Annotated in this window: 20 protein-coding genes; 7 read left to right on the top strand and 13 right to left on the bottom strand. The window is 68.2% G+C overall.

Features of this window, described 5'->3' with window-relative positions:
* The first annotated feature begins 2 nt into the window (after positions 1 to 2).
* Positions 3 to 1,259 (top strand): hypothetical protein, encoded by a 1,257-nt coding sequence (locus tag H0X95_RS13030; RefSeq protein ID WP_006488680.1) that lies wholly within the window; start codon positions 3 to 5, stop codon positions 1,257 to 1,259.
* 279 nt (positions 1,260 to 1,538) lie between these two features.
* Positions 1,539 to 2,375 (top strand): c-type cytochrome, encoded by an 837-nt coding sequence (locus tag H0X95_RS13025; protein ID WP_006488689.1) that lies wholly within the window; start codon positions 1,539 to 1,541, stop codon positions 2,373 to 2,375.
* 30 nt (positions 2,376 to 2,405) lie between these two features.
* Here H0X95_RS13025 and H0X95_RS13020 read toward each other — a convergent pair whose 3' ends face one another.
* Genes H0X95_RS13020 through H0X95_RS13010 form a run of 3 tightly spaced genes read right to left on the bottom strand, consistent with a single transcriptional unit; the run spans position 2,406 to position 5,365 of the window.
* Positions 2,406 to 3,656: a Zn-dependent hydrolase gene (locus tag H0X95_RS13020; protein ID WP_006493440.1), complete on the bottom strand. Its 1,251-nt coding sequence runs from the start codon at positions 3,654 to 3,656 to the stop codon at positions 2,406 to 2,408.
* On the bottom strand, positions 3,649 to 4,173 hold the full coding sequence (locus tag H0X95_RS13015; RefSeq protein WP_059723172.1) for an L-2-amino-thiazoline-4-carboxylic acid hydrolase: 525 nt from the start codon (positions 4,171 to 4,173) through the stop codon (positions 3,649 to 3,651). Before H0X95_RS13015 ends, H0X95_RS13020 begins: the two co-directional genes overlap by 8 nt.
* 25 nt (positions 4,174 to 4,198) lie before the next feature.
* Positions 4,199 to 5,365, bottom strand: a complete 1,167-nt coding sequence (locus tag H0X95_RS13010; RefSeq protein WP_059723169.1) for a branched-chain amino acid ABC transporter substrate-binding protein — start codon at positions 5,363 to 5,365, stop codon at positions 4,199 to 4,201.
* Positions 5,366 to 5,543: 178 nt separating this feature from the next.
* Here H0X95_RS13010 and H0X95_RS13005 point away from each other — a divergent pair, with 178 nt between their 5' ends.
* The 4 genes from H0X95_RS13005 to ahpF all read left to right on the top strand — a co-directional run bounded on the left by H0X95_RS13005 (position 5,544) and on the right by ahpF (position 9,221).
* Complete coding sequence (locus H0X95_RS13005; RefSeq protein WP_006488686.1) at positions 5,544 to 6,440, top strand: LysR substrate-binding domain-containing protein; 897 nt, start codon at positions 5,544 to 5,546, stop codon at positions 6,438 to 6,440.
* 115 nt (positions 6,441 to 6,555) lie between these two features.
* The gene (locus H0X95_RS13000) at positions 6,556 to 6,765 is read left to right on the top strand and encodes a hypothetical protein (protein ID WP_059723166.1); all 210 of its coding nucleotides are present in this window, start codon (positions 6,556 to 6,558) and stop codon (positions 6,763 to 6,765) included.
* Positions 6,766 to 6,938: 173 nt separating this feature from the next.
* Positions 6,939 to 7,502: an alkyl hydroperoxide reductase subunit C gene (ahpC, locus tag H0X95_RS12995; RefSeq protein ID WP_006488685.1), complete on the top strand. Its 564-nt coding sequence runs from the start codon at positions 6,939 to 6,941 to the stop codon at positions 7,500 to 7,502.
* A 117-nt stretch (positions 7,503 to 7,619) separates the two neighbouring features.
* Positions 7,620 to 9,221 carry an alkyl hydroperoxide reductase subunit F gene (gene ahpF, locus H0X95_RS12990; RefSeq protein ID WP_048989113.1) on the top strand — a complete coding sequence of 534 codons (1,602 nt, stop codon included), beginning with the start codon at positions 7,620 to 7,622 and terminating at the stop codon, positions 9,219 to 9,221.
* Between the two features lie 94 nt (positions 9,222 to 9,315).
* Here ahpF and H0X95_RS12985 read toward each other — a convergent pair whose 3' ends face one another.
* The 9 genes from H0X95_RS12985 to H0X95_RS12945 form a co-directional block, all read right to left on the bottom strand.
* Complete coding sequence (locus H0X95_RS12985; RefSeq protein ID WP_048989112.1) at positions 9,316 to 10,113, bottom strand: hypothetical protein; 798 nt, start codon at positions 10,111 to 10,113, stop codon at positions 9,316 to 9,318.
* A 168-nt stretch (positions 10,114 to 10,281) separates the two neighbouring features.
* Positions 10,282 to 11,181, bottom strand: a complete 900-nt coding sequence (gene lpxO, locus H0X95_RS12980) for a lipid A hydroxylase LpxO (protein WP_006486222.1) — start codon at positions 11,179 to 11,181, stop codon at positions 10,282 to 10,284.
* Positions 11,182 to 11,388: 207 nt separating this feature from the next.
* Positions 11,389 to 11,943: a carboxymuconolactone decarboxylase family protein gene (locus H0X95_RS12975; protein ID WP_006486233.1), complete on the bottom strand. Its 555-nt coding sequence runs from the start codon at positions 11,941 to 11,943 to the stop codon at positions 11,389 to 11,391.
* A 25-nt stretch (positions 11,944 to 11,968) separates the two neighbouring features.
* Positions 11,969 to 13,303, bottom strand: a complete 1,335-nt coding sequence (locus H0X95_RS12970) for an aspartate aminotransferase family protein (protein ID WP_059723165.1) — start codon at positions 13,301 to 13,303, stop codon at positions 11,969 to 11,971.
* A gap of 15 nt (positions 13,304 to 13,318) precedes the next feature.
* Positions 13,319 to 14,368, bottom strand: a complete 1,050-nt coding sequence (locus tag H0X95_RS12965; RefSeq protein WP_059723162.1) for a C45 family autoproteolytic acyltransferase/hydolase — start codon at positions 14,366 to 14,368, stop codon at positions 13,319 to 13,321.
* Between the two features lie 20 nt (positions 14,369 to 14,388).
* On the bottom strand, positions 14,389 to 15,117 hold the full coding sequence (gene glnQ / locus H0X95_RS12960) for a glutamine ABC transporter ATP-binding protein GlnQ (RefSeq protein ID WP_006486238.1): 729 nt from the start codon (positions 15,115 to 15,117) through the stop codon (positions 14,389 to 14,391).
* Positions 15,114 to 15,821, bottom strand: a complete 708-nt coding sequence (gene glnP, locus H0X95_RS12955) for a glutamine ABC transporter permease GlnP (protein ID WP_020979474.1) — start codon at positions 15,819 to 15,821, stop codon at positions 15,114 to 15,116. The genes glnQ and glnP overlap by 4 nt, the downstream gene beginning before the upstream one ends.
* A 15-nt stretch (positions 15,822 to 15,836) precedes the next feature.
* Positions 15,837 to 16,589 carry a glutamine ABC transporter substrate-binding protein GlnH gene (glnH, locus tag H0X95_RS12950; RefSeq protein ID WP_006486224.1) on the bottom strand — a complete coding sequence of 251 codons (753 nt, stop codon included), beginning with the start codon at positions 16,587 to 16,589 and terminating at the stop codon, positions 15,837 to 15,839.
* A 397-nt stretch (positions 16,590 to 16,986) separates the two neighbouring features.
* On the bottom strand, positions 16,987 to 20,526 hold the full coding sequence (locus H0X95_RS12945) for an ABC transporter ATP-binding protein/permease (protein ID WP_196446073.1): 3,540 nt from the start codon (positions 20,524 to 20,526) through the stop codon (positions 16,987 to 16,989).
* A gap of 118 nt (positions 20,527 to 20,644) precedes the next feature.
* Between H0X95_RS12945 and H0X95_RS12940 the strand changes: the two genes are divergently transcribed.
* The gene (locus tag H0X95_RS12940) at positions 20,645 to 21,592 is read left to right on the top strand and encodes a LysR family transcriptional regulator (protein WP_059723155.1); all 948 of its coding nucleotides are present in this window, start codon (positions 20,645 to 20,647) and stop codon (positions 21,590 to 21,592) included.
* Positions 21,593 to 21,634: 42 nt separating this feature from the next.
* Here the strand turns inward: H0X95_RS12940 and H0X95_RS12935 are convergent, their stop codons facing one another.
* Positions 21,635 to 22,006, bottom strand: coding sequence for an MAPEG family protein (locus H0X95_RS12935; protein WP_006495095.1), 372 nt, complete (start codon positions 22,004 to 22,006; stop codon positions 21,635 to 21,637).
* Positions 22,007 to 22,121 lie beyond the last annotated feature (115 nt).

The following is a 22,121-nucleotide window of genomic DNA, read 5'->3' as shown; positions in this document are numbered from 1 at the left end:
GAATGCGTCCGGCGCAGACGGTCATGCGGCTGGCCGCGGCCGTGCTCGGGGGCGCGTGCGGCGTCGGCGCGGTGTCACCGTTTGCCTTTGCCGGCGCGCCGGCCGTGCATACGGTCACCGTGCCGAGCGCCCCGTCGCCGCAGGACACCGGCGACCCGCGGCGCTTCATGCACGGGATCGGCGTGGCCGACGCCGGCGACGGCAAACGCTGGGTGTTCTTCAGCAGCTCGGGCATCATGCCGCGCGGTGCGCTGCGCAGCGGCAGCTGGCCGCATGACGTGTACGTCGGCGAATGGCAGCCGGACAAGCCGCGCGTGCTGCACGTCCGTACGTTCATCAGCCGCCCGGAGGCGCAGGAACCCGTGTCGATCGCGCAGAATGCACACGGCGACATCTTCGTCACGTTCGAGGACGGCTGGAACACGTCGCAGGAAGTCAGCCAGCGCTACGGCATCTACCGCCGCGACCTGAAGCCGGTCAAGCCCTACCCGAACGACGTCGAATCGGGCGGTCATTCGGGGCACGTCGCGACGGTCGCCGACCGCTTCGTCGTGTTCTATTCGACCGACTGGGTCAACGGCGGCGGTGTCGACAACCTCGGCAGCGGCAACGGCGTATACCTGAAAACCTACGACGCGGCCGGGCGCGTGCTGAACCACGTCGCGGTCGCGCCGCATCGCCGCGAGTGGTGGCCCGTGATCGCGGGCTCGCCGCGCAACGCGCTGCTCGTGTGGCAGAAGTTCATCGACGGCAGCACGGACGCGACACTCGAATACGCGATGTTCGATCCGGTCACCGCGAAGCTGGAAAAACTCGGCTCGCTGAACGACGCGATCCAGTATTACGTGTATTCGGCCGCCTATGTGCCGGAGATCGACCGTTTCATCGTCGTCACGACGACCGCGGACGATCGCGGCGTCGCGATGCTGATCGCGCCGGACGGCCGCCGCACGGCGACGCTCGATTGCCTGCCCGCGTCGGTGCGCGAATCGGGCATCGGCGTCGCCGGCACACATGCGTATGTGCCGACCCGCGACGGGCGGCTGCTGACGCTCGCGCTGGCGCCGGCGAACATGGCGGTGAGCGGCGTGCAGCGCTCACCCGTTCCGTGGGGCTCGACCGGCGTCGCCGGTTTCCCGGCGCGCGGCACGGCGATGCATTTCGTGTCACTGACGCCGTCGGGGATGCGCGAAGCCGATTTCGAACCGGCGCGCGACACGCCGATGCCGAAGAACGAAGTGTCGTGTTCGAGTCATTGAAGGCGGGCGCGTCACGCCATGTCGCGGGCGCGGGCAGATCGCGTGCCGCCACCGTGCCTGTCGTTTTCCCCGTCCGGATCGCGCGACGACGCGCGCTCGCCCCGTCACGCGCCCGGTAGTCGGGCGCCGGCGCGTGCTGGTCCAATCATCGCCGCCGCGCGTTTCCCGCGCCGAATTCGCCAGCGCCGCCCGTACCGGATAGACTGTCGCCCGATTCCTTCCATCGGCCGCGGCGTCCCGCCTCCTGCCGCCGCCGGAACGCCCTTTCCCGGAGAACGAATGCTGAAGCGCCAGTGGTTTTCGCTTGTGCTGCTGACGGTTTGCCTGCTCGGACAACGCGCGTCGGCCCAGTCCACGCTCGAACTCGACACCGACGGCACGGCCCGCGCCGTCACCCGCCAGACGCTGCTCGCCCGTACGGACGCGACCGACATCCACGTGCCGCGCGACATCGCGTACGGCCGGCCGATGACGTTCCGCGCCGTGCCGTTCGCCGCGCTGCTCGGCGACACGCCGCTGCCGGCCGACGGGGTGCTCGAAACGCGCGCGGCCGACGGTTTCGCCGCGCAACTGCCGCTCGATCTCGTGCGCCGCCGCGCGCCGGCCGGCGCGATCCCGTGGCTCGCGATCGAGGATCCGGCCCATCCGTGGCCGAAACTGCCCGGCAAGCAGGTCAGCGCGGGGCCGTTCTATCTCGTGTGGCTCGGGCCGGACGCGTCGTCGGTGCGCGGCGAGCAGTGGCCGTACCAGATCGTGCGCATCACGATCGAATCGTCGCCGCTCGCGCGCTGGCCGTCGCTCGCCGTCGACGCCGCGTTGCCCGCGAACGATCCGGCCCGCGCGGGCCAGCACCTGTTCGTCACGCAATGTCTCGCGTGCCACCGCATCGACGGCGCGGGCAGCAGCCACGCCGGCCCCGACCTGAACACGCCGATGAATCCGGTCGACTACTTCCAGCCGGCCGCGCTGCGTCGCTACATCCGCAACCCGGCGTCGGTGCGCGACTGGCCGGGCCGCAGCATGCCGGCATTTCCGCCCGATCAACTGAGCGACCGCGAACTCGACCAGATCGTCGCGTATCTCGCGTACATGGCGCGGCGCAACGCGGGGAAGTAACGCGGGCCACCCCGGCCGCACCCGTCGCGCTTACGCTTCCTGCGCGCTCTGCAGCACCGCGCGCAACAGCACGTCGGCGCCGGCCGTCGCCCATTCGGGCGTAATCGCTTCGGCCTCGTTGTGGCTCAGCCCGTCGACGCACGGCACGAAGATCATGCCGGTCGGCGCGACACGCGCGACATAGCACGCGTCGTGGCCCGCGCCGGACACGATGTCCATGTGCGACAGCCCGAGCGAGCGCGCCGCGTCGCGCACCGTGTCGATGCAGCGTGGCGCGAACGGCACCGGCGCATACGTGAAGATCTGCTCGATCTGCGCGCCGAGGCCGGTTTCGTCGGCCACGCGCGCGAGCTCCGCGCGCAACGCCGCGTCCAGTTCGTCGAGCACCGCATCGTCGGGATGCCGGAATTCCACCGTGAAAAAACAGCCGCCCGGCACCGTGTTGCGCGAATTCGGCCGCGCCTCGATCATGCCGACCGTTGCGCGCGCATCCGGTGCGTAGCGGCGGCCGAGCACTTCGACGAACGAGATCATCCGCGCCGCGCCGACCAGCGCGTCGCGGCGGAACGCCATCGGCGTCGTGCCCGCGTGCGCGTCGACACCGGTGAGCGTCACCTCGTACCAGCGCTGCCCCTGCCCGGCCGTCACGACGCCGATCGTCTTGCCTGCCCGTTCGAGAATCGCGCCCTGCTCGATGTGCAGCTCATATGCCGCGTGCACCGGATAGCCGCCGACCGGCTCCGCGCCCGCGTAGCCGATCCGTTCGAGCTCCTCGCCGATCGTCCGGCCCGCGCCGTCGGTGCGCGACAGTCCGTATTCGAGCGTATAGACGCCCGAGAACACGCCGGCCGACACCATCGCCGGCGCGAAGCGCGAGCCTTCCTCGTTGGTCCAGATCACGACGTCGACCGGACGCTCGGTCTCGATGGCCGCGTCGTTCAGCGCGCGCACCACTTCGAGCCCGCCGAGCACGCCGTAGATGCCGTCGTAACGCCCGCCGGTCGGCTGGGAATCGGCATGCGAGCCCGTCATCACCGGTGCGGCGTCGGGACGGCGACCGGCGCGGCGCGCGAACACGTTGCCCATCCGATCGACGCGCACCGTGCAGCCGGCTTCACGCGCCCACTGCACGAACAGGTCGCGCGACTCGCGGTCGAGGTCGGTCAGCGCGAGACGGCACACGCCGCCCTTCGGCGTCGCGCCGATCTGCGCCATCCGTTCGAGCGACGCCCACAGGCGGTCGCCGTCGACGCGCGGCATGCTTGCGGGAGCGTCACGCATCGCCGTTCTCCGGCGCGGGTTGCAGCGCATAGCGGAAATCGCAGCGCTTGCCGCCCTGCATGATCGTGCTCGTGCGCGTGAGCGCGATGTCCGGCGCATAGCCCTGGATGAAATAGCTGTCGCGCGCGCAGCTCAGCAGGTGCCCGATCTCGCCGAGCCCCATCGCGTGATACATCTCCGCGTAACTGCAGCGATGCACGTCGTAGTCGTAGTGCGCGTCGTCCGCGCGCCGCACCTCGACGTCGAGCGCATCGTCCTTCTCCCACAGCACCTGCAGCGCGATGAACGATTTCACGCTCGTGCCGTCCGGCTCCTGCGCGGCGAACGTCCGGCCCGCGTCGACGGCCGCGCCGCGCACGGCTTCCGCGATCACGGCCTGCGCGCGCTCGGTGCCGAACTCGCGCTTCATGATCTCGTAGATCGGCTTGATGATTTCCGCTTCGATGCGGCGCCGCGCGAGGATCCCGAGGCGCGAGTCCTCGGGGGCGGCGGCGGATGTCTGGTTCGCTTCGGTCATGGGGATCGTGTTGGTCGTTTTGTCGTTACTTGGCTGCGGTGCGCGAGCCGCCGAGCACGTCGACGACGGCCCACGTGCCGCCGCGCACCTGGTAGATCGTGAAGGCCGGGTCCTTCAGGTTGCCTTCGGCGTCGAACGCGATGCGCCCCGTCACGCCGGGCCGGTCGATCGCGCGAACGGCCGCGACCAGCTTCGCCGGCTGCGTCGTGCCGGCCTTCTGCGCGGCCGCGATCAGCGTGGCGGCCGCGTCGTACGCGAACGGCGCATGCAGCTCGATCGGCGCATGAAAACGGGCCTGGTATTGCGTGTCGAACGCCTTGCCGCCCGGCATCCGGTCGAGCGACAGGCCCGGTTCGAGCGCCGTCACGCCGTCGCCGTCCTTGCCGGCGAGCGACAGGAAGGTCTGGCTCACGAAGCCGCCCGCGCCGAGCAGCGGCGCGTTCACGCCGAGCTGGCGCATCCGGCGCGCGATCGGCGCGGCTTGCGCGTCGAGGCCGCCGAAGAACACGAGATCCGCGCGCTTGCCCTTGATCGCGGTCAGCACGCCGCTGAAGTCGGTCGTCTTGTCGTTCACGTACTGACGATCGACGATGGTCCCGCCGTTCGCCTGCACGCCCTTGATGAACTGCTCGGCCAGCCCCGCGCCGAACGACGTGCGATCGTCGATCACCGCGATGCGCTTCGCCTTCAGCGTCTTCACCGCGTACGCACCGGTGAAATGGCCGCCCGCATCGTCGTGACCCATGATGCGGAACGCCGTCGCGTAGCCCTGCTGCGTGTATTGATGGCCGGTGGACGCCGGCGCGATCTGCGGAATGCCCGCATCGCGGTACACGCGCGACGCCGGCACGCTGCAGCCCGTGTTCCAGTGACCGACGACGCCGATCACGTGCTGGTCGACGAGTTGCTGCGCGACCGCGACGGCCGTGCGCGGGTCGGACTGGTCGTCGGCCGCGACGAGCTTGTAGACGACCGGCTTGCCGCCGATGGTCGGATGCTTCGCGTTCGCGTCGTCGATCGCGAGTTGCGCGCCGTTCTGCAAGTCCTTGCCGATCCGCGCGGACGGGCCGGTGAGCGGCGCGGCGAGACCGATCAGGACCGTCTGCGGAGCGGACTGCGCCAACGCGGGAACGGAGGCGACCAGGGCGGCCGCCGAGAAGGCGAGGCTGGCGGGGAGGAAAGCGATTTTCATGTGCGGGGGCCGGTCAATCGGATCAAAAACATGAAAAATATTAAATATTCGACATTCAAACCCCAAATATCCAATTGTTGGATGCTTATGCCGTTCTCCACACATTAGCGTATATCTTTGTAAATACGGGATATTTTTGTGTTGTCGCTTACCCTGACTTTTCGATAAAATTCGATACATGAAAAATATCGAACAATTGCCGCACGATCCACCGCTGCGCGCGGTGCGTGCGTTCGAAGCATTCGCGCGTCTCGGTTCGGTCACCGCGGCGGCCGGCGAACTCGACATCACGCCGTCGGCGGTCAGCCATCAGCTGCAACTGCTCGAAGCGTTCATCCAGACGCCGCTGACGGTACGCGAAGGCCGGCTGCTTGCGCTCACCGACGAAGGGCGCGACTACTACCGGTCGATCAGCGCGGCATTCTCGGTGCTGCGCAGCGCGACGCGCTTCGTGCGCGACCGTTCGTCGCTGCGCCAGATCACCGTCAGCCTGATTCCGCTGCTCGGCATCGGCTGGTTCATTCCCCGGCTGCATGCGTTCCTGGCCGACAACACCGACGTCGACGTCACGGTGCTGTACGCGCATCACCGCAACTACCGAAGCGATGCGTCGGATCTGTCGATCCGCTTCGGCACCGGCGACTGGCCCGGCTATCGCTGCGAGCGGCTGCTGCCGGGCGCGATGGTGCCGATGTGCAGCCCGTCGTTCCTGAAGCGTCACGGGCCGTTCCGCACGCCGGCCGATCTCGCCCGCGCGCCGCTCGTGCATGACGAGGATCGCAGCACGTGGGTCAACTGGCTGCAGGGCGCCGGCGTGCGGCACGTGTCGCACGCGGTGGGGCCGATGTTCGAGGATGGCCAGCTCACGCTGAGCGCCGCCCGCGCGGATCTCGGCGCCGCGCTGCTGCGCGCGCCGCTGGTCCAGCGCGAACTGGCGAACGGCGAGCTCGTGCAACTGTTCGATCACGCGCTCGACGACGGACGCGACTACTACCTATGCACGCGCGAGGACGCGGACATGCCGGACGGGGCGCGGCGGCTGGCGGCATGGTTGCGGGAGATGGCGGGGATTTGAGCGGAGGCGCGTCCCGCCACCGAACCGCGAATCGGCATTCGCTTCGGACAGGCGGCGATCCTGCATTTACGCGGCCGCATGTCGATGATGGCTGCGTCAAGTCAGGGAGGTTGCAATGCCCACCATCCCGATCGACCTGTCGGATGACCAGCATGCCGCGTTGAGCATCATCGCAGGGGCCAGGGGCCGCCCCCGCGCCGAAATCATCGGCGACGCAATCGATGCCTGTATCACGCGACACGGACACACACTTGTCAACAATGGGTTCGGTCTACGGAAGGGGCGCGAGATTGCCGGCCAGGAGGACCTGCGCTCGGAATGGTGAAGGCATGTACAACCTCTGCCCCGCCCGAATCGCCTTCGGCCCCCGCCAATCAAGGGCCGGAAGCAGATAGAAAATCCCGATGCCGCGGATTGAAACAAGCAATTTCACAAGCTCAGGGTGAACCCGGATACTGGCAACACTCCACTCACCACTGAAGAAAAGGAATTGTCCAGATGCCGATCATCAACACCCAAATCAAGCCGTTCAAGGCAACCGCTTACCACAACGGCGATTTCGTGCCGGTCTCGGAAGAGAACTTCAAGGGCAAATGGTCCGTCGTCGTGTTCTACCCGGCCGACTTCACGTTCGTGTGCCCGACCGAACTGGGCGACCTCGCCGACCGTTACGCGGAATTCCAGAAGCTGGGTGTCGAAATCTACGGTGTGTCGACCGACACGCACTTCACGCACAAGGCATGGCACGACACGTCGGACACGATCGGCAAGATCAAGTACCCGATGATCGGCGACCCGACGCTCACGCTGTCGCGCAACTTCGACGTGCTGATCGAGGAAGAAGGGATGGCGCTGCGCGGCACGTTCGTGATCAACCCGGAAGGCGAGATCAAGCTGTGCGAAATCCACGACAACGGCATCGGCCGCGACGCAGGCGAACTGCTGCGCAAGGTCCAGGCGGCGCAGTACATCGCGGCGCACCCGGGTGAAGTGTGCCCGGCCAAGTGGACGCCGGGTGCGGAAACGCTGACCCCGTCGCTCGACCTGATCGGCAAGATCTGACGATCGCTCCGCGCGCCTCGAACGAGGCGCGCGACGGCGGGCCACGCACTGCGCGCCCCGCCCCTCCTCCGGCACGACGTGCCCGACCAGCATAATCAATACGGAATCCGAAACGCCATGCTCGACGCCAATCTCAAGAACCAACTCAAAGCGTACCTCGAAAAAATCACGCGCCCGATCGAACTCGTCGCCTCGCTCGACGACAGCGCGAAATCGCAGGAACTGCTGGCGCTGCTGAACGAGATTGCGTCGCTGACGGATCGCGTGACCGTGACCGAACGCCGCGACGACGCCGAGCGCAAGCCGTCGTTCTCGATCGGCGAGCCCGGCAAGCCGGCCGGCATCCGTTTCGCCGGCATCCCGATGGGCCATGAATTCACGTCGCTCGTGCTCGCGCTGCTGCAGACGGGCGGCCATCCGATCAAGCTCGACGACGACGTGATCGAACAGATTCGCGCGCTCGACGGCGACTACGCATTCGAAACGTTTTTCTCGCTGTCGTGCCAGAACTGCCCGGAAGTCGTGCAGGCGCTGAACGTGATGTCGCTGATCAACCCGCGCATCCGCCACGTCGCGATCGACGGCGCGCTGTTCCAGGATGAAGTCGAGTCGCGCCAGATCATGGCCGTGCCGACGATGTTCCTGAACGGCGCGTCGTTCGGCCAGGGCCGCAGCAGCGTGAAGGAAATCCTCGCGAAGCTCGATACGGGCGCCGGAGAACGCGCGGCGAAGTCGCTCGAAAACAAGCCGGTGTTCGACACGCTGATCGTCGGCGGCGGCCCGGCGGGCGCGGCTGCTGCGATCTACTCCGCACGCAAGGGCATCGCGACGGGTGTCGTCGCCGAGCGTTTCGGCGGCCAGGTGCTGGACACGATGGCGATCGAGAATTTCGTGTCGGTGCAGGAAACCGAAGGGCCGAAGTTTGCCGCCGCACTCGAGCAGCACGTCAAGCAGTACGACGTCGACATCATGGACGTGCAACGCGCCGACGCGCTGATCCCGGGCGACGTGCACCAGATCCGTCTCGCGAACGGCGCGGTGCTGAAAGCGAAGACGATCGTCCTCGCGACCGGCGCACGCTGGCGCGAAATCAACGTGCCGGGCGAGCGCGAATACCGCAACCGCGGGGTCGCGTACTGCCCGCACTGCGACGGCCCGCTGTTCAAGGGCAAGCGGGTCGCGGTGGTCGGCGGCGGCAACTCGGGCGTCGAGGCCGCGATCGACCTCGCCGGCATCGTGAAGGAAGTCACGCTGATCGAATACGGCGCGCAGCTGCGCGCGGACGAAGTGCTGCAACGCAAGCTGCGCAGCCTGCCGAACGTGACGATCGTCACGCAGGCGCAGACGACCGAACTGACCGGCGACGGCAGCAAGCTGAACGGGCTCGTCTACAAGGATCTGCGCTCGGGTGACACGAAGCGCGTCGACCTCGAAGGCGTGTTCGTGCAGATCGGCCTCGTGCCGAACACCGAATGGCTGAAAGGCACGGTCGAACTGTCGAAGCACGGCGAGATCGTCGTCGATGCGCGCGGCGCGACGTCGGTGCCGGGCGTGTTCGCGGCCGGCGACGTGACGACGGTGCCGTTCAAGCAGATCGTGATCGCGGTCGGCGAAGGGGCGAAGGCGTCGCTCGGCGCGTTCGACCACCTGATCCGGCAGGACGTGGCGGCGCCGGCCGCCACCGCGCAGCCGCGAGTCGAAGAAGCGGTCGCCGCCTGACGGACGTCAGCCCGACGGCAAACAGTTTGTCTCTCTTGGCCCCGCATGCTTTGGTCGGCGTGCGGGGCCCTTTTTATGCCGAGGACGCCCGCGGCTACTTGGTCGCGGTCGGGCCGCCGTTCGCCGGCACGGGCGTCGTGGTCTTGAAATGGCTCGACTCCCTGACGAGCTGCTCGGTCATCGCGGCGGCTACCGGATTCGCGCCGGACGACGAACCGCCCTGCCGATACGAACCGGTGCTCGCCGACGGCATCGACTGCATCGACGACATCGGCGGCGGCGGCAACGACGGGTCGAGCTTCGCCGATTCCCTGACGAGCGCCGCCGTCTCCGGCGTTTCGGATTTCGTCGCGGCCGGCGGCGCGGCGGCGGCGTGGCGTTCGAGGCCGTCGCGCTTGCGCGGCGCGCGTTGCGTGACCTGTGCGGGTGCGGCGGACTGAGCCGACCGAGCGGGCTTGGCGGCCGGCGTGGGGGGCGGCGTCGCCGGGGTCGAATCCTGAGCGTCGACCGTCACGACGTTGACTTTCGGCGGTGGGGCAGCCGGCTTCGTCACCGGTTGCGGCTTGTCGCTGACCACCGGAACCGCGGCAACCGCTGCAGGCGGGGCGACGACGCGGGCAGTGGCGGCCGGCGCGGGCGTGGGAGCGGTGGGAGGCGGCGCGGCAGCCGCCTGCTTCGGCGCCGTCGCGGCAGCCGGTGCCGGCGGCGCGATCGCGCCCTGCACCGCGTGGTCGTTGCCCGCGGGCGCTGCGGCAACAGGCGCGGCCGAATCGCCGATGCCGGCGTCCTCGATCGCACGGTGGTCCGCGCGCAGGAGCATCACGTACGCGGTGCCGGCTGCGGCGACCAGGAGCCCGCCGGCGATCATCATGGTTTTACGGGTACTCGTCATGCTTGCTCACCGATCATATCGACGTGAACAAGCCATGATACGCGGCCAACGTCCGTTGATCCCGCATGAATACATTTGGTTGCATTGATGTCGGCGCAGGCCGGCGGGGGCCGTCCGATGCCGCGCCGCACTATCGTCAGACGGGAAAAAATTGCCCGCCCTCGCCCGTCAGATACAGAAGATCGCGACCGCGATCCCGCCGAACAGCAGCCACTTGACGATGTAGTACACGGTGCGATTCCACGCCTTCAACCGCTTGCCGGCGCGGCGAATCGCATACAGATACCGGAACGCGCGATTGAGCCCGCCCGTGCGATCGCCCGTTTCGTTCGGCGATGCGGCCGCGCGCATCAGCAGTTGCCCGAACGCGTCGTTGATGCGCTGCGCCCAGCGATATTTCATCGGGCGCTCGATGTCGCAGAACAGGATCACGCGATCGTTCGCGGTGCGGTTTTCGGCCCAGTGCAGGTACGTCTCGTCGAACATCACGGCCTCGCCGTCACGCCATGCATACGATTCGCCGTCGACGACGATCCGGCACGCGTCGTCGTTCGGCGTATCGAGCCCGAGGTGGTAGCGCAACGAGCCCGCATACGGATCGCGATGCAGCCCGAGCTTGCCGCCCGGCGGCAACTGCGCGAACATCGCGGCCTTGATCGACGGAATCCGCGACAGGATCTCGACCGAGCGCGGACACAATGCCTGCGCGGACGGATGCGGCGCGTCGTACCACTTCAGGTAGAAACGCTTCCAGCCGTTGCGAAAGAACGAATTGAAGCCGATGTCGTTGTACTCGCCCGATGCCTTGATCCGGCTCGCGTCGCGCAACGCGAGCGCTTCGCTGCGGAACGTGCGCCATTCGCGCTGCAGCACCGCGAGCTCCGGAAAGTGATCCGTGTCGAGAAACGGCGTGGTCGGCACCGACGAGAACGCGTATGAAAAGCAGTTCAGCGGCGCGGTAAAGGTCGAGTGGTCGGAGAGTTGCCGGAACAACCCGTGCCGAACCTTGCCGCGCCGATGCGTGTACACGACACACGCAATGAACACGATCAACAGGACCCAACGCATCGATATTTCCCCCGTAAGCTGTTTGCCAGAATTCTAGGTACGGGAAAAATTTCTTGCACTGACGCGCAGGCCGCGCGGCGGGCGTCGTCACGATGCGGCGAGATGCCGGAACGATCCGCTCCGAAACGCCGAAAAGCCCGCGTATACGCGCTTTTCGGGCCATCCGGCGCGTGCGCGGCATGCCGCCGACACACGCGCCGGCGGCGATTATTCCGGAAACGGCAAATCAGTTTGTCCGTCTGCGCGCATACCGAACGTGTTCAGCGTCATCGCGACGAGCGCGTAGTAGCCGAGCAGCGCGACGAGGTTCACCACGGTCTCGTGGCCGAAACGCGCCTGCGCGCGCGCGAACGTCGCGTCGCTCACGCGGCGCGTGTCGTACAGCTCGGTGGCAAACGCATGGATCAGCGCGTCGTCGTCCGATTCGAAGGCAGGCGCGACGCCGAGCCGGATCGCGTCGGCCGTCGCGGCCGGCACGCCGGCCTCGAGCGCGATCGGATGATGGATGTGCCACTCCGCCTGCGAGCGCCAGCGCGCGGCCGTCACGAGAATCGCGAGCTCCGACAGGCGCAGCGGCAGCCCGGTGCGATAGCGGCAGAACGCGCCGAGCTTCTGCGCGTGCTGGGCCAGCTCGGGGCTCGCGATCCAGCCGAGAAACGGCCCGTTCAGGTTGCCGCGCGGGCCGCTGAGAATGTCTGCGAGCACGGCCTTCTGTTCGTCGGTGGCCGACGCGGGATCGAAAGGAGGCAGTCTGTCTGTCATGGTGAAGATTCGATGAGATCGGGGTTCATGCACCGGCCGACGCGAGCGCCGCGCCGATCGCACCGGACAGCCGCTCGACGATCGTATCGATCTGCTGCGCGGTACACACGAACGGCGGCGCGATCAGGATGTGATCGCCGTGCACGCCCTCGATCGTGCCACCCATCGGATACACCATCAACCCGCGCTGCATCGCCTCGCGCTTGACCGCCGCGTGCAGCTTCAGCGCGGGGGCGAACGTCGCCTTGGTGTCGCGATCGCGCACGAGCTCGACGCCGACGAACAGCCCGCGGCCACGCACGTCGCCGACGTGCGGGTGCGCGCCGTAATGCTCGCGCAACGACGCACGCAACTGCTCGCCGCGCGCCTTCACGTTGTCGAGCAGCTTGTCCTCGGCGATCACGCGCTGCACTTCGAGCGCGGCCGCGCAGGCGGTCGCATGGCCGAGGTACGTGTGACCATGCTGGAAGAAGCCCGAGCCGTCGACGATCGTGCGATAGATCCGGTCGCTCACCAGCGTCGCCCCGATCGGCTGGTAGCCCGCGCCGAGCCCTTTCGCGATCGTCAGCAGATCGGGCGCGACGCCGTCTTCGTCGCAGGCATACCGGTAACCGGTGCGCCCCATCCCCGACATGATCTCGTCGAGGATCAGCAGCACGCCGTACTTGTCGCACACCGCGCGAATCTTCTGCAGGTACGTGCGCACCGGCGGCACGGCGCCGGCCGTCGCGCCCACCACCGTTTCCGCGACGAACGCCGCGACGTTTTCCGCGCCGAGTTCGACGATCTTCCGTTCGAGCTCGTCCGCGAGGCGCTGCGCATACGCTTCGTCGGTTTCACCGGCCTGCTGGTCGCGGTACGCATAGCACGGGCTCACGTGGTGCGCCTCGATCAGCAGCGGCAGGAACGGCTCGCGTCGCCATGCGTTGCCGCCGATCGCGAGCGCGCCGAGCGTGTTGCCGTGATAGCTCTGGCGCCGGGCGATGAAATGACGGCGCTGCGGCTCGCCCTTCTCGACGAAATACTGGCGCGCGAGCTTCAGCGCGGCTTCGATCGCCTCGGAGCCGCCCGACACAAAATACACGTGATCGAGCCCGGCCGGCGCGCCGTCGACGAGCCGGTCGGCCAGTTCCTCGGCCACGTCGGTCGTGAAGAACGACGTATGCGCGTACGGCAATTGCTGCGCCTGCCGCTTGATCGCGTCGATCACGCGCTGGTTGCTGTGGCCGAGACACGATACGGCCGCGCCGCCGCACGCGTCGATATAGCGTTTGCCGGTCGAATCGATGATCTCGATGCCGTCGCCTGCGACGGCAACGGGCAAGGTGGCGCGCGGGGCGCGATGGAAAACGGTCGTCATGCGTGGCCTCATGGATCAGGATGCGCGGTGAGCGCGTCCGGACGGCACGATGCGCGTCGCGAAGCGCTGCGTGCCGTGTTGGTGAACGGTGAAATCGATCGATGCCGCGCCGATCGCGAACACGGCCGTCGCCAGCGTGTTCTCGTCGTCCGGATCGGCCGGATCGTCGCGGTAGATCGGCAATCCTTCAGGCGCGCGATCGCCGAGCACGCGCAGCAGCGCGGCTTCGTCGATCGTGTCGATGCCGGGCGTCAACGCGTCGACGCGACGCTGGCGGTCCGCCGACGACTGCGTGACGATCTGCGCTTGCGCGTCGCAGCCGGGATGCACGAGATGGTTCGCATGGCCGGCGAGCCGCGCGACGTCGATGACCGAACAGCGCGCGACGCTCGCCTCGATGCTCAGCAATCGCGCATCGCCGGTCGCCCCGAGCGTGTGATGAAAGCCGCTCGCGCGCGCGTGCCGGCGCAGCACGTCGACGGCCGCATCGAGCGACGTCGCGTCGAGCACCGCACGCGCGAGGATCATGCGCGGCACGTCCGGCGCCGGCGTGCGGATCCGCAGGTTGTTGATCGCCTGCGCGATACCCGCGCGGTTCGCGGCGAACGTATGGCCCGGCAGCGAGCCGGGGTAGTAGAAACTGACGAAGCCCGGCTTGCCGGCCGGTTGCACGTCGACGAGCAGGCACCGTTCGCGCAGGTACGGATCGCCGTCCTCGTTGTGCGCGATCCAGCGCTTGCCGTCCGCATCGCGCGCGGCAAGCGTCGTGCAGCCGTCCGGCGCGTTGTGGATCAGTTCGCCGCGGCAGTTCCACAGGAAGATGTCCTCGGCCGGCCAGCCGATGCCTGCCGCGATCCCGTCCAGCTCCGCGACGAGGTCGGGGTACGCGGCGAGCGCGGCCCGCCGCAACGCGTCGACGAACGGATGGCCGCGCCAGCGGCGCACGGCCTGCCATGCGCTGCTCTGCTGCATGTACGCGTCGAATACCGGGCGGGCAAGCTCGCCCAGGCGCACGCCGATGTCGAACGGCGTGCCGGCGATGACGGGAGAAAGGGAAAGCGGCATGTCGGAAGTTTCGGTTTCGTTCAGGACACGTGTTTCAGGAATTCCTTCAGGCGCGGCGTCGGCGGCCGGTCGATCAGGTCGACCGGATGGCCGTCCTCGGCGATGCCGCCCTGATCCATGAACAGCAGCCGCGTGCCGACCCGCTTCGCGAAGCCGATCTCGTGCGTGACGACGATCATCGTCATCCCTTCGGTCGCGAGATCCTGCATCACTTTCAGCACTTCGTGGCGCAGCTCCGGATCGAGCGCCGAGGTCGGCTCGTCGAACAGCATCAACCGCGGCCGGATCGCGAGCGCCCGCGCGATCGCGACTCGCTGCTGCTGGCCGCCCGACAGCTCCGACGGGTAATGATTCGCGCGCGATTCGAGGCCGACCTTGTCGAGCAGCGCCATCGCCTGGTCGCGCGCGTCGGCGCGCGACGCGCCGCGCACCTGGATCGGCCCGAACATCACGTTCTCGAGCGCGGTCATTTGCGGGAACAGGTTGAACTGCTGGAACACCATGCCCGCTTCGAGCCGGATGTTGCGGATCGTCGTCGCGTTGCCGCGCACGCTCTGGCCGTCGACCAGCAGCTCGCCGCCGGTGATTTTCTCCAGCGCGTTGATACAGCGCAACATCGTCGATTTGCCCGAGCCCGACGGACCGACCACGACGACCACCTCGCCCGCGTCGATCTTCAGGTCGATGTTCTTCAGCACCGGCACGTGGCCGAAGCTCTTCGACACGTTCTGGAATTCGATCATGCTCATAAGATTTTCATCCGCTTTTCGACGAGCCGCAGCGTCAGCGTCATCGCGCCGGTCAGCAGCAGATAGATGACGGCCACCGCCGTCCAGATCTCGACCGCCTGGAAATTGCCCGCGATGATTTCCTGCCCCTTGCGCGTCAGTTCGCCGACGCCGATCACGATGAACAGCGACGTGTCCTTCAGGCTCACGATGCACTGGTTGCCGAGCGGCGGAATCAGCCGCCGGAACGCGAGCGGCCCGACCACCTTGAGCAGCACGCGCGGCATCGACAGGCCCATCGCGAGCCCCGCTTCCGTCAGCCCCTTCGGGATCGACAGCAGCGCGCCGCGCACCACTTCCGCGAGATACGCACCGGAATTCACCGTGATCGCGATGATCGCGGCCGTCAGGCCGTCGATGCGGATATGCGCGAGCAACGGCAACGCGAAGTACAGGAACATCACCTGCACGACGATCGGCGTGCCGCGGATCAATTCAATATAGACCTGTGCGAGCACGTTCATCGCCTTCGGTCCGTATGCGCGGAACATCCCCGCGATCATTCCGACGACGAAGCCGCCCACCAGCCCGAAAAATGCGATGAACACCGTCAACCGGACCCCGTCCATCAGGTCCGGCAGCGCCGCCCAGATCGCCGACCAATCGAAATTCACTTGTCGCTCCCCGTTCGATTCAAGACCGGCGCGGCCGTTCGGCCGCGCCATGCTGCGTGGTCACGCTCACATCTTCGGCGGCTCGGCGCCGAACCACTTCTTGTAGATCTGCGCGTAGCGGCCGTCGGCCTTGATCTTCACGAGCGACGCATTGACCTTCGGCACGAGCGGGCTGCCCTTCGGGAAGCCGATCCCGTACTTGTCGCCGCTGACCGGCTGGCCGGCGACCTGCACCTTGCCCTTGCCTTCGTTGTTCACGAAGAACAGCACGTTCGGCGTATCGTGCATCGCCGCGTCGACGCGGCCGGCTTCCAGCGCGAGATACGCCTGGTCGATGTTCGGGAACTGGCGGACCTCCTTCGGCTTCAGGTGCGCCTTGATCCAGTCGATCGTCGCGGTGCCCGTCTTCGCGGCGATCACCTTGCCGTTCAAGTCGTCGATCGACTTGATCGACGTATTGCCGGCTTGCACCATCGCGGCGAGCCCGCTGTCGTAATACGGCGCGGAAAAGTCGATCGCCTTCTTGCGCTCTTCCTTGATGGTCATCCCGGACAGCGCGACGTCGATGTTCTGCGTCTGCAGCGCCGGAATCAGACCCGCGAAATCCATCGGCTGGATCGTGTATTTCCAGCCCTGGTCCTTCGCGATCTCCGCCCACAGGTCGAGATCGAAGCCGACGTACTTGTCGCCCTGCTTGAACTCGAACGGCATGAACGACGTATCGGTCCCGACGACGAGCGTCTTGGTATCCGCGTGCGCGAGGCTGGCGCCGAGCGCGGCGACGACCGCGACGGCTTTCAGGAAGGAACGGCGACTCATGGTTTCTCTCCGCATGATTGAGCGATGTAGCCGGCCAACAGGCCGGCGGAACGACGACATCAAGCCGCACCGCAACATGCGATGTCGAATTAGACCTTAGTGCAACAAGTGTTGTCAATGGCGATACTACGACAACAAAAAAGTCCGCAACAGGTAAATGCATCGAGACAAACCCGGGCCGCGCGGCGCGGATAGATCGGAAGAAAACGGGGGGACGGCGGTGCAGAACGCTCCGCCGGATCGCGCCGCGCCGAGGGGCGGCGGCACGGGGAGAGAAGATGGGTGCGCCGTGCCGCGATGGCCGTGCGCGCCGAGCCGGCAACCGCCGGCTCGGCTCAATGCTGGTGGCGAAACGCCCGGGCAATGGCCAACGGGCAACGCGCCGACGCCGCGCCGCTCACGCCGCGACCCCGCTCGCCTGATGCGACACGAGCCGCGCATACGCGCCCTGCCGCGCGATCAGTTCCGCGTGGCGCCCGGCCTCGATCACGGCGCCCTGCTCCATCACGAGGATCAGGTCGGCATTGCGCACGGTCGACAGGCGGTGCGCGATGATGATCGACGTGCGCTGCGTCATCAGGTCCTCCAGCGCCGCGCGGATCTGCTGCTCGCTGATCGTGTCCAGGTGCGACGTCGCCTCGTCGAGGATCAGCACCGGCGCATCCTTCAGGAACGCGCGCGCGATCGCCACACGCTGGCGCTGGCCGCCCGACAATTGCACGCCGCGCTCGCCGACGCGCGTCGCGAGCCCGTCCGGCAGCCGCGCGACGAAGTCGCCGAGCGCCGCGTGGTCGATCGCGCGCCGCACGTCCGCGTCGGACGCATCGTTCGCGGCGAGCCGGATGTTCGCTTCGAGCGTGTCGTTGAACAGATAGGTATCCTGCGCGACGAGCGCGATGTGCTGCCGCAGGTCGTCGAGCCGCAGGTCGCGCAGGTCGACGCCGCCGAGCGTCACGCGGCCCTGCTGCGGGTCCCAGAAACGCAGCAGCAGGCTGGCGACCGTCGACTTGCCGGCGCCCGACGCGCCGACCAGCGCGACCGTGCTGCCGGGCGGCACCTCGAAGCTCACGCGGTCGATCGCGGGCACGCCGCGCCCCGGATACGTGAACGACACGGCCTCGAACCGCACCGCCGGATCGCCTGGCATCGCGTGCGCGCCGTCGGTCACCGTCACGGGCTCCTTCTCCAGCGCGCGCAAGCGGCGCGTCGACGCGATCGTGTCGGCCAGCTGGCGCGCGACCTGGCCGATTTCGGCGACCGGCATGAACGCGGCCACCGCGACCAGCACCAGCAGCGGCAACGACTCGCGCGGGAACCCGCCGCGGGCGCACAACCATGCGCCGAGCGCCGCGACCGCCAGCCCGCCGAGCCCGCTCGCGACTTCCAGCGCGGCGCTTTGCGTCGACAGATCGTCGAGCAGCTTCGCGCGCTGCCGGCGGTACGCATCGACCTCGGCCACGAACGCCGCGCGCCGGCGCCCGATCGCCTGGAACGCGGTCAGTTCCGCGAGCCCCTGGATCGTTTCGGTCAGGTGCGCGCCAAGCTGGCCGAGCGCTTCGCGCGCGCCGGTGCCGAGCCGGTCGACGTCGCGCCGGGCCAGCACGGGCGCGAGCCCGGCCCACAGCAGGAACGGCAGCAGCACGATCGCGAGCGGCCACGCGACCGACGCGAGCAACACCAGCACGCCGGCCGGCACGAGCACCGCGACGAATGCCGGCGCCAGCGTGTGTGCGTAAAAGTATTCGACGGTCTCGACGTCCTGCGTCGCGAGCGACACGAGATCGCCGGAACGGCGGCGCAGCAGCCCGGCCGGCGCGAGCCGTTCGAGCGTCGCGAACAGCGCGATGCGCATTTCCGCGAGCAGCCGGTACGCCATGTCGTGCGCGAGCCACGATTCGAGCCAGTGCAGCACGGCCGCGACCGGCGCGATCACGAGCAGCGCGGTCACCAGCCCCGTGCCGACGTGACCGCTCGGCACCGCGCCGACCACCCGCGCGCCGAGCACGCCGACGCCGATGAACGCGAGCACGCGGCCGATCCCGAACAGTACGGTCAGCACCACCTTGCCCTTCCACGGACGCACGAAGCGCAGCAGGGTCTGCAACGTTTCCGGCCAGCCGATCGTCGCCGCGTCGTCGTTCAGCGGCCGCACCTGCGGGCCCGACGACGCGCGCGCGGTCGCGCCGGCCGCCGCCGTCGCGCCGACGGATTCGGCGACCGCTTCCAGTTGCGGCCCCATCAGCCGGCGATACGGGCCGTCGCGCGCGATCAGCGCCGCATGGGTCCCTTCGTCGACCACCTGCCCCTGGTCGAGCACCAGGATGCGATCGGCGCCGATCACGCTGGACAGCCGGTGCGCGAGCACGAGCGTCGTCCGCCCGCGCGTAAGCCGGTCGAGCGCCTGCTGGATCAGCGCTTCGTTTTCCGCATCGACCGACGACAGCGCCTCGTCGAGCAGCAGGATCGGCGCATCGCGCAGCAGCGCGCGGGCGATCGCGATGCGCTGGCGCTGGCCGCCCGACAGCATGAGCCCGCGTTCGCCGATGCGCGTCGCGTAGCCGTCGGGCAGCGCCGAGATGAAGTCGTGCGCATTGGCCGCGCGCGCGGCGGCGATCATGTCCGCGTCGCTCGCGTCCGGGCGACCGAGCCGCAGGTTGTCGGCGACGCTGCCGTCGAACAGCGTCGCATCCTGCGCGACGACCGCGATCATCTCGCGCACCTGGTCGGCATCGAGCGTGCGCACGTCGTGGCCGCCGATCCGGACCGCGCCGCCCTGCGCGTCGTGCTGGCGCAGCAGCAGGCGCACGATGGTCGACTTGCCGGCCCCGCTCGGCCCGACGATCGCGACCGTCTCACCCTCGCGCACGGTGAAGCTCAACGCCGCATGGGCATCCGCGCGGCGCCCCGGGTACGCGAAGCTGACGCGATCGAACGCGATCTCCGGCCGCAGGCCGGGTACGCGCGGCGCGTCGACGGAAGGGGCATGGCTGCCCGCGTCGAGCAGCGCATGGATCGCATTCGCCGCCGACTGGCCGATCATCCCCTGATGCAGCACCGCGCGCAGGTCGCGCAGCGGCCGGAAGATCTCGCTGCCGGCCATCAGCACGATCAGCAGCGCTTCGAGGCTCATGTCGCCGTGCCGCACGCGCCACGCGCCCACCGCGATCGCCGCGGCCGCGCCGAGGCCGGTGCCGAGATCCGTGAAGAGCCGCGTCAGCAACCCGAGCGCGAGCACCCAGAACGTGCTGTCCGACAGCGCGCGCGCCTTCGCGGCCAGCTTCGCGCCGAACGCGGTGCTCTGCCCGAACGCCTTCAGCGTCGGGAGGCCCTGCACCGCGTCGAGAAACTCCTCGCCGAACGCCTTGAACGCGGCCGAACGGGCGAGCGCCGCGCGCTTGTCGGCGCGATGCACGAGCTGCGGCAGCGCGAGCGTGACGAGCGCCGCGACCAGCAGGACCGCGGCCGTCGGCACGTCCCACCACGCGAGCACCGCGAAGATCATCAGCGGCGCGCACGCGGCGATCGCGAGTTGCGGCAGGTAGACGCCGAAGAAGGTCTGCAACTGCTCGACGCCATCGACGACGGCCAGCATCACGCCGCCCGTGCGTTCGCCGCTGAACCATGCGGGGCCGAGCGCGGCGATCCGGTCGAACAGCCGCGCGCGCAGCGTGGCCTGCACGCGGCCGGCCGTGTGCTGCGCAAGCACCGTGCGGCGATGATCGAGCCATGCACGCAGCAGCACGCAGGCCGCCGTTGCAACGACGGCTTCGCCGATGCCGCGCGCCGGCGCGCCGGAAAAAACCAGCGCCAGCACGCGGCCGAGGAAGACGAAACGGAGGATGCCGACACCCATCGCGAGCAGCCCGAGCGCGACGGCCGCCGCCACCCGCCAGCGCAATCCCGCCATCATTGCCCATAGTCGTCGGTCGAAATACATGAAGCCTCCAGTCGGTGTTTCGTTGCGTTTTTCTTGACCGGATCGAGGCTACCCGCGCCGCCCGCGCGCGGCAAAAGATGATTTTTCAACGGGTGTTGAGTCAACTACAATACCCCGCATGTCGCACCTTCCTCCCCTCAGCGCACTGCGAGCTTTCGAGGCGGCCGTCCGCCTCGGCGGGTTCGCGCGCGCGGCGGCCGAGCTGAACGTGTCGACCAGCGCGGTCAGTCACCAGATCCGTTCGCTCGAGGAATCGCTGGGCGCCAGGCTGCTCGAACGCAGCACGGGGCTCGGCGGCATCAGCCTCACGCCGGCCGGCACGCGCCTGCTGCCGGCCGTCAGCGATGCGCTGTCGCGTCTGACCGACGCATGCGCCGAGATTCGCGGCACCGCGCAACGGCTCACCGTGTCCGCCAACGCGCCGTTTTCGTCGATGTGGCTCGCGCGCCGTCTCGCGGAATTCTCGTCGCTTCATCCCGACACCCCGCTGCATGCGGTCGTGCTCGACGACGAGCCGGATTTCGCGCGCAGCGGCGTCGACCTGGCGATCGTGCACGTACCGGCGCACCGGCTGCGGGCCGACGACGACGTGCTGATGCGGGAAACCGTGTTTCCGGTCTGCAGTCCCGAACTGTTTCCGTACGCCTCGGGGTACGTGTGCCGCTCGCGGCTGCTGCAGGAAATGCACGAGGACAGCCCCGAAATCGACTGGCGCAACTGGGCGGTGCACTTCGGCTTGCCAGACGACTTCGAGACGAAGATCGTCCGTTACAGCAGTTTCAGCCAGGTGATCGGCGCGGCCGTGGGCGGCGCGGGCATCGCGCTCGGGCGCGTACCGCTGATCGAGCCCGAACTGCGCAGCGGGCGCCTGGTGCCGCTGGTGCCGAGCCTCTCGCGCGATGCGTCGTGGCGCTTCGTGCTGCGCCGCCATCCGTCGACGCGACACCGGCTGCTCGATCCGTTGATCGCGTTCCTGCGCAACGAAGCGGACGCGCCGCCGTTCGTCTCGAAGAAGGTTGCCCCCGCATCCAACGACAGTCACGCACGGGGCGCGGGCGGCGCCTGACGCGCCGGCTCGCGAAGCCGGCCCGCGTTGCCGGCGAACCGCTTACGGCGTCGCGAAGAACAGCGCGACGACGCACGCCATCCCGCCGAACCACACGAGCGAGCGCAGCGACGCCCAGTTCAGCAGGTACATCAGCGCATAGACGACGCGGATCGCGACGAACGCCATCGCGAGCTGGTCGACGCGATGCACGTTCGCGCCGTTGTGCCACGCCACCACCAGCGCGGCCGTGAACAGCGCGAGCGCTTCCCACGAATTCTGATGCGTGGCCTGGGCGCGGGCACGCCAGCCTTCGAGCTTCGCCAGGTACTCGCGCGGCGCGCGGTTGTCGTAACCCTTGCGGGCCTTGGCGAGAAACGTCATCGGGAACGGCAACAGCGCCACGATGAACAGGCACAGCTGGGACGTCGTCATCAAAGTCTCCTCCGTTATGGTTACATTGATCAATGACAAGATCGCCGAGAGCTTAGCATTGCGGCATGCCGTTCGCGCACCGGTTTTCTAGACGGGAGACTCGGCCGGGCAAGCC

Origin of the sequence: Burkholderia sp. 9779_493, assembly GCF_015712215.1 — a bacterium.
GTDB lineage: Bacteria > Pseudomonadota > Gammaproteobacteria > Burkholderiales > Burkholderiaceae > Burkholderia > Burkholderia cenocepacia.
Note: the sequence above shows the minus strand (reverse complement) of the source record. Positions and strands in the feature narration are given on the sequence as shown.